The following is a 12,219-nucleotide window of genomic DNA, read 5'->3' as shown; positions in this document are numbered from 1 at the left end:
AGGTCCGAGCCCGGCTCAGGAAAGCCGAGCCGCCGCGTACGCCTCCATGGCAGCGCGCTGGTAGGCGGCCAGTCCCGATGCGATGGCCTCGTACGCGGCCCTCCACTGCCCGTTCTCCGTGCACGAGCGCGCGATGGCGAGGTACTCCTCCAGGGCAACGGTCCGGAGCCCGTTGAGCAGCTGGTACTCCTCGTCGATCATGTGCTGAGCGGGCTCGGCGTCGGCCGGGTGGCCGGAGGCCATCAGCTCCGCCAGGCGGACCATCCGCGCGGTCCGCTCGCGCTGTCCGGCCTCGATCTCGGCCGGGGTCATCCCGGCGGTGGCCTGCCGGGCCGCCTCGGTGTGCTCGGGGAAGTCACGCAGGCTGACGTCGATGTCGGCGGGCTGGATTCCCTCGAACAGGTTCTCGGGTCGGTTGATGCTGATCATGGGTGTGCCGTCCGTCCGGGAGCGTTCCAGGTCGGTGATCGTGCGCGAGACGGTGGTGGCCAGGGCGTCGAGCCGGTCGCGCTCGGCGACCAGTCGGCGGTGGTGGCTTCGGAGGGACTCCAGTTCGTCGACTTGGGCATCGATGATCCGGGAGATCTCGGCCAGCCCCACGCCCAGCGCCCGCAGCACGAGGATCTGCTGCAACTGCAGCAACTGCCCTTCCTCGTAGTAGCGGTGGCCGTTGGATCCGATCCAGGCCGGAGGCAGCAGCCCGATTTCGTCGTAGTGCCGCAGGGTTCGGGCGGTCACGCCCGACATCCGGGCGACGTCCGCGATCGGCCAGGCCACTGGTCGGCTCCTCTCTCGGGGCTCCCGCCCCACGTCCTCGACGTGCACGTTCACTCGACCGGGGCCGGTTCCTCCGGCCCTGGTCAGGACCGTAGAAGCTGCCGCTGCGGCAACCGCAAGCCCGGACTTTACGTCCTGTCCCCGCCTTGCGCCGAAGGCCCCGCCCCCACGCGCCGGTTCACGCCTCGGCCAACCACCCCAGGGACTACCGGTACCGGTACCGGTCCGGGTACGGGCAGAGCCCGGCCGAGGCTCCCCCCGATCAGCGCGCCAGCGTCGGTGGCTGCCGCTTCGCCTCCGGCAGCCCCTCCAGCAGTCCGAGCGACTCCGCGTCCCCGGCTGTCCGTTCGGCCTGGTCCTGGTAGCTCGCCGAGTCGCCGCGCGCGTTCCGTTCCGCACCTGCCGGGTAGGCGTTCCCCGCAGCGCGGTCCATGATTCGTACTCCCTTTCTCCCGAACGGATTTGGCGCAGCCTTGGCCGTGCCTTTGCCTTCCGCTGTACGGGTGCTGACCCGCCGCTCGCGAGAGTGGGCCCACCGGAGAAACGGGCGCCCGGAGAGCGGCCGACCCGCGCACCCGGGGAACGGTCGCCCGGCGGACGAACCGCCGGGCGAGTCCTTGACTCCCTCTCGCAGGAGGCCCGATGAAGTCCACGTTCCGTACCCGCGCCGTGCTCGGCACCGCCGCCGTGGTGGTCGCCGTCGGGACCTTCACCGCCGGGGTCGGGGCGGCCCAGGCGGGGGAGGAGCGGAACCGGCGCGGCAAGGCCTCCGAGCGCGAGATCGCCGCGCTCTTCGACCAGTGGAACGCGGCGCTGCAGACCAGCGATGCCGGGAAGGTCGCCGACCGCTACGCCCCGGACGCGGTGCTGCTGCCCACCGCCTCGCCGGTGATCCGCACCGACCGGGCCGGGATCGTCGACTACTTCGAGCACTTCCTGGCGAAGAAGCCGCGCGGCGAGAAGGTCCGGTCGGTGATAAACGTCCTGGGCGCCACCTCGGCGATCGACGCGGGCCTCTACCGCTTCTACCTCACCGACCCGAAGGCCGGCGAGACCAAGCCGGTCGAGGCCCGCTACAGCTACGAATACGAGAAGCGCGGCGGCAAGTGGCTGATCGTCAACCACCATTCCTCGGTGCTGCCCGCCGTGGGTTGAGCGGTGCCGGTCGGGAGCCGTGGGCGCTGCGCAGCGTGATCCGCACGCAGAGCCCGCCACCGGGCGCGTCCGTGAGGGCCGCGCTGCCGCCGTCGTCGGTCACCAGCAATACGCGCACGGGGCACCCTGTTGACCTGCGCCGTACGCTCGAACACCGCCACCGGCCAGGACCCCGCCCGAGACCTCGCCACCCACCCCGGTCATCGGTCCGCTACCGGCTCCGACCGGCGGTGTGCCCCGGCTGCCAGTCCAGTCCCGGGTTCGGGCGCGGACGGACGGTGTGCAGCAGCGCGGTGCCCGACCAGACCACCACGGTCAGCAGCGCGTAGAACAGCAGCAGCGCCCAGAACGGCGTGGTGGACAGGCTCCGGTCCTCGAACCGGCACCACGCGTCCGGCGGGAGCCAGGAGGCGCCCGTCTCCAGCAGCCGCCCGCCGCCCGACACCAGGCCGCGCTCGCAGCGCTCCCCGTAGTCCAGCGACCGCACGTACAGCAGGCCGTACAACGTGCCCGCCGAGGCGAGGGAGAGGCCGGCACCGATGCCGAGGAGCATCGCCCGTCTTCGCCCGGCCGCCGTACGGATGTTCGTCACCGGGGCAGCGTACCGGCGCGACGGCCCGGTCGCGGGCGGATCCTGCCCCGGACACAACACCGGAACGGGTACGCGCCCCGCCCCGCCCCGTCGGCAGTCGGCCCCGCTCCGCCGACGACCCGCCCCGCCCCGCCGGCAGTCGGGCCCCGCCCCGCCGGTCACCCGAGCAGGCCGCCCAGGTGCCCGTCCTCGGCGAGCAGCCGCCAGGAGCGGCCAGGTGAGGCGAAGGCCTCCGGGTCGACGCCCTCGACCAGCCGGTCCACCACGGTGCTCAGCAGCGACTGCGGGTCGAACACCGCCCAGGTGTCCCGGCCCCGGCCGTGCTCCCAGCGCTCCCACTCGGCGTGCAGCCGCTCGTACGTCCACAGGGCGTAGAGCAGGGCGGTCAGGTCGCGGTTGAGGTAGGCCTCGGGCTGGCCGTCGTCGTACCAGTCGGGCAGTTCGAGCCGGCCGGTGGCGCCGTCGAGGGCGATGGTGAGGTCGGTCGGCCAGTCGCCGAGCGCGAGGTAGTTCCGCTGGTACGGGCGCTCCTCCTCGCCGTCGAAGTACTCGGGGTACGCCTCCGCCATGGTGACCAGCGGTTCCTCGCACACTCCGAACATCGCCCCGCCGAGCGGCAGTCCGATCTCGGTCAGCAGCCGCCGGGTCGGCTCGTGGGTCAGGGCGGCGGGCAGCGCCTCCGGTCGGAACCGGTGGATCCGGCCCGCGCCGCCGTCCTCGTCGGTCAGCGCCGCCAGCTCGGCCACCAGCTCGGTGCCGACCCGGTACGCGGGGCCGCCCGGGCCGCCGGGCAGCGCGCCCCAGCCCAGGGCCCGGACCAGCAGGGCCGTCCCCCAGTGCGCGGGCGTGGGGCCGCCGTCGAACAGCCCGGGGTCGATCTCCCGCATCCGCTGCTCGGCCTGGGCCGTCACCTCGGCCACTACCGCGGGCCCGCGCCGTCCGTCCAGCGCCTCCGGGCGCCGGGCGGCCTCGCCCACCGCCTCCACCTCCCGCACCAGCGCGGCCAGCGCGGGCAGGCCGGAGGCCAGCCGGTCCCGTCGGGGGCCGCCGTTGCCGAGGAACACCTCGCCGGTGGTCCCGTCCAGCAGCACCAGGTCGCCGAGGGCGGCGAAGGGGGTGCAGTAGTCCGTCTCTCCGAGGACGAAGAGCCGTTCCGCCCCGGCAGCCGGGAAGGCCTTCAGCGAGCCTTCATCGAGCACCCGGAAGTCCAGGAACGCCCCGGCCGACGGCAGCCCCTCCCGCACCAGGAACTCCCGGCTCCCCTGGTGCACCACGCCGCCCGGAACTCCGGCCTCCCGCACACTTCCCACCTGCCCCGCCCTTCCCCGTTCCGCCCCTGACCCACCCGACCCTAGCGGGCCGACCCGACAGTGCCACGGGGGTTTCCCTGCCGACGGCAGCCGCCGCCCCGGAGCGGTGCCTACGACACCGCCACCTCGTCCACGCTCACCTCGTCCACGTTCCACCGCTCCGGCAGGTCCGCGTCGCAGAAGACGCAGACGTAGTGCCCCTCCCGGACGATGCCGCACTGCCCGCACCGGGTGCAGCGCCGGAACGCCACCGCCTGGGTGAAGCCGCCCGGGTGCGGCAGCCCCAGCTGGTCGAGGGCGGCGGCGACGGCGGGCCAGGAGACGACGTCCGGGCAGTAGCCGGTGGAGAGGTTGCTGACCGTCCCGACCTCCCAGCCCCCGCCGCCCGACCGCCGGAACCCGATCTCCCCGGCGCTCAGCACCGGCTCCCCGCCCGCGCAGGCCACGTGCTCGCTGCGGCGCGGGGCGAGTCGCAGCGCGCCGCCCAGGTCGACCACGAAGGTGAACGGCTCCGCGAACTCCGCCGCCGCCCGCCCGTCCGCCCAGGAGACGAACCCGGCCGCCGTCCGTACCGGTCGGCCGACCGCCGTCCGCGCTGGTCGCCCGACCGGACCCGGATCGCCGGAGGCCGTCGCCCACTCCCACAGCTCCGGCGGCCCCACGTACCGGTACGCCCGTCCGAAGCCTGCCTCGACCTCCGCGGCGACACCCAGTTCACCCAGCCGCACCCGCCACCACGCCATCTCGACGGCCGTCCCGCTCAGCCCGAACTCCCGCAGCTCGTCCAGCAGTTCACGCGCCGAGCGGAGCGGTGTCCGGCCCCCGTCACGCAGCAGCCGCAGCACCGCCACCGGATCGCCGAGCGGCCCGGCGAGCCGCAGCCGGGCTGGGCCGTGCACGGCCAGCAGCGCCGCCCGGAGGTCCCTCGGCATCGCCTCCGAATCCTCGGAGCCCGAGTGCTCGCACAAGTGCAGGTCGCAGGACGGGCAGTGGAGGTCGGAGTCCCACCACAGCTCCCGCCCGCGGTGCAGGAACTGGCCGGCATTCCGGACGGCGGGACCTCCGCACGGCACGCACCGTGCGGCCGTCCTGACACCTTGATCCGTGCCCGGCACCGCACGGATCTCCGGGAGGCGGGCCGGTTCCGCCTCCGTACTCAAGCGAGCCCACCCGCCTCGCGGGCCGCCCGCTCCACCCGGTCGTGGTGGTCCTGCCACCAAGTCGCGTCTCCGGGAGCCGCGTTGGCGCCGTCGGAGCGCTGGCCGACAGCGCCGTCGATGAGTTCGCGGACCAGGTCGGCGTGGCCGGCGTGCCGGTGGGTCTCGGCGATCAGGTGGACGAGCACCCGGTGCAGGGTCTGCTGCGGGCGGTCGCCGAACGGGAGCCGGCCGACGGCGTCCAGCGGCAGCGCCTCGATGGTGGCGTCCGAGTGCGCCCAGACCCGGCGGTAGCGCCCGATGACCTCCTCGGTGCTCTCCTCGGCCCTGGCCCACAGGTCGCCGTTCGGCTCGTCGGTGCCGATGAACCACAGCGGGGTCGGTTCGGGGAAGGGGCGCCCGAAGGTCTCGCCGAGGTACAGCGCCTCGGCCCCGGTGACGTGTTTGACAAGGCCCAGCAGGTTGGTTCCGGTGGGCGTGAGCGGGCGCCGGAGGTCGTACTCGGAGAGGCCGTCCAGCTTCCACAGCAGGGCGTCGCGGGCGTCTTGGACGTAGATCCGGAGGTCGTGTTTGTCGTCGTTCACCGTCATGGGATCAGTCTGTTGACCGCCGGGAACCTGTCCACCGGTTTTGGGTCCCGGTGGCCCCCGCCTTGGTCCCCGTCCTGGTTCCCGGCGGTCCACCGGGCGTTGCCGCCGGTCAGCGTACGACGTCGAAGACCTGCTTCTGCAGGCCGTTGCTGTAGACCTCGTGCTCGACCAGCCGCAGCTTCTGGGCGTCCTTGTCCGTGGCGCTGAACAGGCGCTTGCCCGCGCCGAGCAGCAGCGGGTAGACGAGCAGGTGGTAGCGGTCGATCAGGCCGGCGTCCGAGAGGCTGTGGTTCAGGGCGGCGCTGCCGTGGAGGAGGATCGGGCCGCCCTCGGTCTCCTTCAGGGCGGCGACCTGGTCGACGGTGCGCAGGATCGTGGTCTCGCCCCAGTTCGGGACCAGGTCGTCCTCGGTGAGGGTGGTGGAGACGACGTACTTCGGCAGCGTCTTGTAGCGGGCGAACTCCGGCATGTCCGGCCACACCGGGCTGAAAGCCTGGTAGCTGACCCGGCCCATCAGCATCGCGGTGGCCTCCTCCTGCTCCCGCCCCTTGATCTCGTAGGCCTCGGGGACGAACTCGACGTTCTTGAAGGTCCATCCGGAGTTGCGGTAGCCGGGTTCGCCGCCGGGGGCCTCGACGACGCCGTCGAGCGAGACGAAGGCGGTGCTGATCAGGGTGCGCATGAGTGGTTCCTCGGTTCTTGTGGGTCTGCGGTTCTCGTGGGCGTGCGGAAATCGGGAGGCCGGGATGCCGGGAAGGTCGCGCTGCCGGGGCCGGGGCCCGGGGGCCGGGACGGACGATGCGTGCGCGTCAGACGAGGAGTCCGGCCAGCCACTGCTGCCAGGCGGCTTCGGCCCCGTCCGTCGCGGGCCCGAAGAGGTGGTGGAACATCAGCACCGTTCCCGCGCCGTGGTGGAAGGTGTAGAGCCCGTCGGCGGTGCGGAGTTCGAAGCGTTCGTCGTCCGCCCAGACCACTTCCCCGTCCAGCGCCGGCAGCCCGGCCGGTTCGGCGTGGGCCCGGGCACCCGCGGTGACCGGCAGCGGCAGTGACAGCGCGCGGGCGAGGAGGCCGCGGATCTCCGGGCCCGGGCGCCCGGCTGCCGGGGCCGCGGCGAAGACGGGGGCGCCGGTGCGGCCGGGGAAGTGGGCGAGGTACTGGCCGAGGGTGTGCAGGTGGAACGGCCAGCCGCGGCGCAGCGCGTCGTACTCGTCCTGCCAGTCGTCGCCGAGCAGGCCGCTGTGGACGACGCGGAGTACGGTGCTGCCGCCGTCCCGCCCTTCGACCAGGTACTCGAAGGCCATGAACCGGCCGTCCTCGGCGGTGGCGGTGCGGGTGGCGAGGCGCTTGCCGGGCTCGTAGGCGGTGACGACCGCCTCGGCGCGGTGGCCGCCGGTCTCCATGGTGGCGGTCCCGCCCTCGCGCGGGTCGAGTTCGTTGCGGCCCATGAACCAGGAGTCGATGCCCGGGCCGGTGGCGATGGCCTCCCAGACCTGTTCCGGGCTCGCCGGGAGGGTCGTCTCCAGTTCGATCTCGAAGGGGTGGGTCATTTCTCGTTCTCCTGATCGGGTTCGGGCGCGGCAGCTGCCACGGCACCCACAGCCCCCGGAGCCGGAGCCGAGGGGATCTGGTGCAGCCCGACGACCACCCGGTGGCTGCGGCCCCCGGGGGCGGACTCGTCGTGGTAGCGGCTGACCAGGGTGGCCACGGCCAGGGACAGCTCCTCGGCGAAGGCCGTCCGGTCGGCGGCGGAGGCGAAGCGGACCTGGGCGTCGATGCCGAAGGTGGCGACCCGCCGCTTGGCCCGGGAAGCGCCGGTGAGCAGGGCCCCGACCTCCTGCACCAGCCGGGAGCCCAGGGCGAGCAGCCAGCGGGCGGAGAGCTGGTCGGGGGAGCGGGAGGGGTCCGGGCTCACGGCGGCCAGGACGCTGGGGGAGATCACGTAGGAGGCGGCGGTGGCGCGGTACACCCGTTCGGTGACGTTGCCCTTGCGCCGTTCCTCGGCGAGTTCGACGAGTCCGTGCCGTTCCAGTTCCTTCAGGTGGTAGTTGACCTTCTGTCGGGGCAGGCCCAGCCGGGTGGCCAGCATGGCGGCCGAGCCGGGGTCGGCGAGGGCGGCGAGGATCCGGGACCGGATCGGGTCCAGGGAGGCCTCGGCTGCGGCGGGTTCTTCGATCACGGCGATGTCCAGCACCGTTCCAGCATCCGACCGACAAAAAAATTTGTCAAGGAAAAAAGGGTTGTCGGTCACCCGATCGGCCCCGGGGATCGCCCGGTCGGCCCCGGGGGCGCGTGTTCGGCGCATCCGACCCGGGATGCCGCCACAGCGATGAGCGGCTGAGGGGGAGGCAGCCCCCCTCAGCCGCTCGGCTCACCGGATCGTCCGGTCGTGCTTCACGGTCGGCCGAGACGGTCGGCCGAAACGGTCGGCCGAGACGATCAGCCGAAGATGTTGTCCCGGTCGGTGGCCATGCGCACCTGGTTCGGGTGCCAGGTGATCCAGTCGGTGTAGTGCGCCAGCGCGCCCCGGGTCGTGGCGTCGTCCTGGTAGTCGTCCACGTCGTGCCCGAGGATGATGCCGTCGACGCCGGTCCGCGACAGCAGGGACGCCATGCAGTTGGTGGAGTTGCCGCTGTCGTTGAGGGTGAACGCCATGACGCCGCCGAGTTGCCGGCCGCCGTGGCCGCCGTCGCCGCGGTCGCGGTAGGAGGTGTCGGTGCTGAACGGCCCGGTCGCGCAGCCGAGCGCGAGGTTCGCCGCGCCCCGGTCGGTGAAGCGGCGCAGCTGCGGGATGTTCGTCGCGTCGAACAGGCTCTGGGTCCTGCTCAGGGAGTCGTTGGCGGCGAACAGGCCCTCCATGCCGTTGCCCGCGACGTCGTTGGCGACCTGGGTCCACTGGGCGTTGCCCTCGTCGCCGCTCATCTCGAAGACGACGGCGATGCCGTTGCTCGTGAGCTGGTGCGCCAGATCGAGCAGTTGGTCGACCGCGAAGCTGCCACCGCTCCAGGCGTTCTTGACGTCGATCCAGACGAAGGTGATGTTCTTGTGGTCGTTCTTCGCGGCGATGATCCTGCCGGCGAGGTCCTGGAACCGGGGTGCGGAGCCGGAGGCCGGAACGTCGCCGTCGTGGGCCCACCAGGCGACGCCGCTGTTCGAGGGCATGCCCCACCAGGCGTCGGCCTCGATCGCGTTGTAGCCGGCGGCCAGTGCCGGGTAGACCTGGCCCGGGTCGTTGAGGTTGTGGGCGATGGCGTAGATGGGGCGGGAGGACACGGAGGCCTGCTGGAAGCTGACGTTCTGGGCGGGGCTGCTGTTGCAGCGGTAGTACTGGACCGCCTGCCCGTTGGCGAAGTTCCTGTTCGGTACGTCCACACAGCCGGGGGAGCCGTAGCTGGACAGTTCCAGGGGGCTGCCCACGGTCTCGTTCGTGAAGATCCAGCGCTGTGCATCGCTGCCGTTGCACGGCCACAGCTGGATCCTGGCGCCGTCGGTGTGGTTGTTGTTCTGCAGGTCCAGGCACTTGCCGGAGGCGGCGTTGTAGAACGCGACGCCTGGACGCCCGTCGGGGTATTCGCGGGAGAGCCACTTCTGGGCGCCGGAGCCGTTGCAGTCGTAGATCTGGACCTGCGCACCATCCGCCGTGGAACTCCCGGCCACCTCAAGGCACTTGTTGTTGCTGAAGGTGATCGTGGATTCCTGGTCGGTGACCGTGGTGACGGCCTGTGCGGGGGGCGACGGAGCTGCGAGTGTGGCGCACACGGCCAGGGCCGGCAGGCCCAGCCAGGTGCCGACGCGTGATCGTCTGTTCATGGGCCCGAATGCTGTCGGCGCCCGGTAAACGCGGGATCAATAAATCAATGAGGGCCCGCTGGATCCCGCGGGAACGCACAGCCTCCGCCGGAGCGGGACCACGGAGCGTGACGGGTGGGGGCGATGAAGTGGACTTGAATCTTTGCGAACGAATGTTCGATCCTGGGGCTGTGCCCGTTTTCGAACCCGCTTTCGAATCCATCGCCGAGCAGCCCGGCCGCCCCGCGCTGCGGCCGGTGGCGCTCCCGGCTGCCGTGCCCGCGCCCGAGGGCGGTCGGTCGGTCGCGGGCCGCGGGCTGGTACCGGTGGCACCCGCCCTGCGCGAGGTGCTGCCGGACGGCGGGCTGCGGCGCGGGACGGCGGTGTCGGTGGCGGGCGGGGACGCCGGACTGCTGCTGGCCCTGGCCGCCGGGGTCCGGGAGGCCGGGGGCGGCTGGGCGGCCGCGGTCGGGCTGCCGGACCTGGGCCTCGCCGCCGCCGAGGGGTACGGGCTGGACCTGCGCCGCCTGCTGGTCGCCGACGACCCGGGGCCGCACTGGCCCGAGGTGGTGTCGGTGCTGGCCGGCGCGGTCGAACTGATCATGCTGCGTCCGGACGGGCCGGTGCCGCCGAAGCTGGCCACCCGACTGGCCGCCGTGCTGCGGCGCAGCGGCTGCGTGCTGCTGGTGGCCGGGCCGTGGCCGGGGGCGGTGCTGCGGCTGGAGGTGCGGTCCGGGCGCTGGTTCGGGCTGGGGGACGGCTACGGGCAGCTCGCCGGGCGCCAGGTGGAGGTGGTGGCCGAGGGGCGGGGCTCGGCGGTGCGCGGCCGGACGGCCCGGCTCTGGCTGCCGGACGAGCACGGCGCGGTGCGCCCGCTCCGGGAGCACCGGGAGCAGCCGCAGCCCCTGGCGGAGCCGACGGGACAGCCGGCCCCCGCGGCGCTCCCGGAGCTCGTGGCGGCGGTGGTGTGACGTGGACGTGGACGTGGCGACGACACCCGACGGCGGCCGGACCCCCAGGGTGCTGGTGGTCTGGTGCCCGGACTGGCCGGTGGTGGCCGTCACCGGCGACGACCCGGTGGCGGTGACCGAGGGTGGCCGGATCCTCGCCTGCTCGGCGGGTGCCCGGGCCGCCGGGGTGCGGCAGGGGCAGCGGCTCAAGCTGGCTCAGCGGCTCTGCCCGGAACTGGAACTGCGCGACCGCGACCCGGAGGCGGAGACCCGCCGCTTCGAACCGGTGGTCGCGGCGGTCGAGGCGTTCACGCCCCGGGTGGAGGTGATCCGCCCGGGCCTGTGCGCCATTCCGGTGAAGGGCCCGGGCCGCTACTTCGGCGGCGAGGAGGCGCTCGCGGCCCTGGTCGGCACGGCGGTGGCGAACGCCCTCGGGCGGCCGCCCGTCCCGGACGCCGTCCCCGGCGCGATGGCGCTGCCCGCCGCGTCCACCGCACCCGCTGTGCCCGCTGTGCCCGCCGCGTCCGCCGTGCCCGCCGCGTCCGCCGCGTCCGCCGTGCCCGCCGCGTCCGCCGTGCCCACTGAGCCCACTGAGCCCACTGAGCCCACTGAGCCCACTGAGCCCGCCGCGTCCGCCGTGCCCGCCGCGTCCGCCGAGCCCGCCGTCGAACCGGCCACACCCACCACCCCCCACGCCCGGATCGGCGTCGCCGACGGCCTGTTCGCCGCCGTGCTCGCCGCCCGCGCCGGGGTGCTGGTGCCCGCCGGTCGCACGGCGGAGTTCCTCGCCCCGTACCCGGTGGCCGCACTGGGCGACGAGGCGCTGGCCGAGCTGCTCGGGCGGCTCGGCCTGCCCACCGTCGGGGCCTTTGCCGCGCTGCCGCCCGAGGCGGTCGCGGACCGCTTCGGCCCGACCGGCGCGGTCGCGCACCGGCTGGCCCGCGGCCTGCAGCCGCGCCCGCTGGTGCCGCGCGACGAGGAGCCGGACCTCGCCGTCGAGCAGCGCTTCGACCCGCCGGAGCCGCTGGCCGAGCCGCTGGTGTTCGTCGCCCGCACGCTGGCCGAGCAGCTGCACCAGCGGCTGTCCGGGGCCGGGCTGACCTGCCGCCGGGTGGCGGTCGAGGTGGCCTGCGCGGACGGCCGGACGGTCTCGCGGCTGTGGCGGCACGAGGGTCGGCTGTCCGCCACGGCGCTGGCCGAGCGGGTCCGCTGGCAGCTCCAGGCCTGGCAGGGCATGGGCACCTTCGCCACCGCTCAAGGCGATCGAGAGGGCTTCGCCCTGCTCCGCCTCGTCCCCGACGGCCTCTCTCCGGACCAGGGCCGCCAGCTCGCCCTGTGGGGCCAGGCCGTCGCGGACGACCGGGTGGAGCGCGCGGTGGCCCGGGTGCAGGCGGTGCTCGGGCATGCCGGGCTGCGCCGGATCGAGTCGGCGGGCGGCCGCGGCCCGGGCGAGCAGCAGGTCCGGGTGCCGTGGGGCGAACCGTACGAGGCGCCGGTCGCTGCGGACGCGCCCTGGCCGGGGCGGCTGGCGGAGCGGGCCGCGGACCTCTGGCCGGCCGTGGTGCTGCGCGAGCCGGCGCCGGTACGGGTGCTGGACGAGGCCGGGCGACCGGTCACGGTGGACGGCCGGGCGGGGGTGTCGGGCCGGCCGGCCCTGGTCGTGGTCCGGGGCCGCGAGGAGCGGGTGGCGGGCTGGACCGGGCCCTGGCCGGCGGTCGAGTACTGGTGGGACCAGTCGCTCGCCCGCCGCCGGGCGCGGTTCCAGATGGTGGTGGACGGCGGTCGGGCGCTGCTGCTCACCGTGGAGGGGGGTGCGTGGTACCTGGAGGCCGGCTACGACTAGCGGCCGTCCGGGACCCGGAGGAAAGGGGGGGAGCAGGACCGGAACGAGAACGACGAAGG

The 12,219-nt window shown here is 73.9% G+C and carries 13 protein-coding genes; 3 read left to right on the top strand and 10 right to left on the bottom strand.

Annotation, left to right across the window (positions count from 1 at the left end):
- Positions 1-15: 15 nt before the first annotated feature.
- Together ABTY61_RS29690 and ABTY61_RS29685 are read right to left on the bottom strand one after the other, a co-directional pair.
- Entirely contained in the window at positions 16-777 is a 762-nt protein-coding gene (locus ABTY61_RS29690) for a MerR family transcriptional regulator (RefSeq protein WP_350508186.1), read from the bottom strand.
- A gap of 262 nt (positions 778-1,039) precedes the next feature.
- Entirely contained in the window at positions 1,040-1,210 is a 171-nt protein-coding gene (locus ABTY61_RS29685; RefSeq protein ID WP_350508185.1) for a hypothetical protein, read from the bottom strand.
- A 209-nt stretch (positions 1,211-1,419) separates the two neighbouring features.
- Between ABTY61_RS29685 and ABTY61_RS29680 the strand changes: the two genes are divergently transcribed.
- A complete protein-coding gene (locus ABTY61_RS29680; RefSeq protein ID WP_350508184.1) occupies positions 1,420-1,932 on the top strand; it encodes an SgcJ/EcaC family oxidoreductase in 513 nt (170 codons plus the stop codon).
- 211 nt (positions 1,933-2,143) lie between these two features.
- Here ABTY61_RS29680 and ABTY61_RS29675 read toward each other — a convergent pair whose 3' ends face one another.
- From ABTY61_RS29675 to ABTY61_RS29640, 8 genes are all read right to left on the bottom strand, one after another.
- Positions 2,144-2,524, bottom strand: coding sequence for a hypothetical protein (locus ABTY61_RS29675; protein ID WP_350508183.1), 381 nt, complete (start codon positions 2,522-2,524; stop codon positions 2,144-2,146).
- Between the two features lie 158 nt (positions 2,525-2,682).
- Entirely contained in the window at positions 2,683-3,825 is a 1,143-nt protein-coding gene (locus ABTY61_RS29670; protein ID WP_350508182.1) for an SUKH-4 family immunity protein, read from the bottom strand.
- 119 nt (positions 3,826-3,944) lie between these two features.
- Positions 3,945-4,766, bottom strand: a complete 822-nt coding sequence (locus ABTY61_RS29665) for a hypothetical protein (RefSeq protein WP_350508181.1) — start codon at positions 4,764-4,766, stop codon at positions 3,945-3,947.
- 224 nt (positions 4,767-4,990) lie between these two features.
- Positions 4,991-5,581 (bottom strand): DinB family protein, encoded by a 591-nt coding sequence (locus ABTY61_RS29660; RefSeq protein ID WP_350508180.1) that lies wholly within the window; start codon positions 5,579-5,581, stop codon positions 4,991-4,993.
- Positions 5,582-5,690: 109 nt separating this feature from the next.
- Complete coding sequence (locus ABTY61_RS29655) at positions 5,691-6,263, bottom strand: dihydrofolate reductase family protein (protein WP_350508179.1); 573 nt, start codon at positions 6,261-6,263, stop codon at positions 5,691-5,693.
- A 127-nt stretch (positions 6,264-6,390) separates the two neighbouring features.
- A complete protein-coding gene (locus ABTY61_RS29650) occupies positions 6,391-7,128 on the bottom strand; it encodes an SRPBCC family protein (protein ID WP_350508178.1) in 738 nt (245 codons plus the stop codon).
- A complete protein-coding gene (locus ABTY61_RS29645) occupies positions 7,125-7,772 on the bottom strand; it encodes an ArsR/SmtB family transcription factor (protein ID WP_350508177.1) in 648 nt (215 codons plus the stop codon). The genes ABTY61_RS29650 and ABTY61_RS29645 overlap by 4 nt, the downstream gene beginning before the upstream one ends.
- A gap of 245 nt (positions 7,773-8,017) precedes the next feature.
- Complete coding sequence (locus ABTY61_RS29640; RefSeq protein WP_350508176.1) at positions 8,018-9,388, bottom strand: RICIN domain-containing protein; 1,371 nt, start codon at positions 9,386-9,388, stop codon at positions 8,018-8,020.
- Between the two features lie 170 nt (positions 9,389-9,558).
- On the opposite strand from ABTY61_RS29640, the gene imuA' reads away from it, so the two are divergent.
- Complete coding sequence (gene imuA' / locus ABTY61_RS29635; protein ID WP_350508175.1) at positions 9,559-10,338, top strand: DnaE2-dependent mutagenesis accessory factor ImuA'; 780 nt, start codon at positions 9,559-9,561, stop codon at positions 10,336-10,338.
- A 13-nt stretch (positions 10,339-10,351) separates the two neighbouring features.
- Positions 10,352-12,160 carry a DNA polymerase Y family protein gene (locus tag ABTY61_RS29630; protein WP_350508174.1) on the top strand — a complete coding sequence of 603 codons (1,809 nt, stop codon included), beginning with the start codon at positions 10,352-10,354 and terminating at the stop codon, positions 12,158-12,160.
- The last annotated feature ends 59 nt before the right edge of the window (positions 12,161-12,219 follow it).

The sequence above is a fragment of the Kitasatospora sp. NPDC096128 genome, assembly GCF_040303105.1.
Classification (GTDB): Bacteria; Actinomycetota; Actinomycetes; order Streptomycetales; family Streptomycetaceae; genus Kitasatospora.
Note: the sequence above shows the minus strand (reverse complement) of the source record. Positions and strands in the feature narration are given on the sequence as shown.

Excerpts from the sequence above, each read along its gene's own strand:
- ABTY61_RS29655 (WP_350508179.1), bottom strand. The coding sequence starts at position 6,263 with ATGCGCACCCTGATCAGCACCGCCTTCGTCTCGCTCGACGGCGTCGTC.
- ABTY61_RS29665 (WP_350508181.1), bottom strand. The coding sequence starts at position 4,766 with ATGCCGAGGGACCTCCGGGCGGCGCTGCTGGCCGTGCACGGCCCAGCC.
- ABTY61_RS29685 (WP_350508185.1), bottom strand. The coding sequence starts at position 1,210 with ATGGACCGCGCTGCGGGGAACGCCTACCCGGCAGGTGCGGAACGGAAC.
- ABTY61_RS29650 (WP_350508178.1), bottom strand. The coding sequence starts at position 7,128 with ATGACCCACCCCTTCGAGATCGAACTGGAGACGACCCTCCCGGCGAGC.
- ABTY61_RS29640 (WP_350508176.1), bottom strand. The coding sequence starts at position 9,388 with ATGAACAGACGATCACGCGTCGGCACCTGGCTGGGCCTGCCGGCCCTG.
- ABTY61_RS29680 (WP_350508184.1), top strand. The coding sequence starts at position 1,420 with ATGAAGTCCACGTTCCGTACCCGCGCCGTGCTCGGCACCGCCGCCGTG.
- ABTY61_RS29660 (WP_350508180.1), bottom strand. The coding sequence starts at position 5,581 with ATGACGGTGAACGACGACAAACACGACCTCCGGATCTACGTCCAAGAC.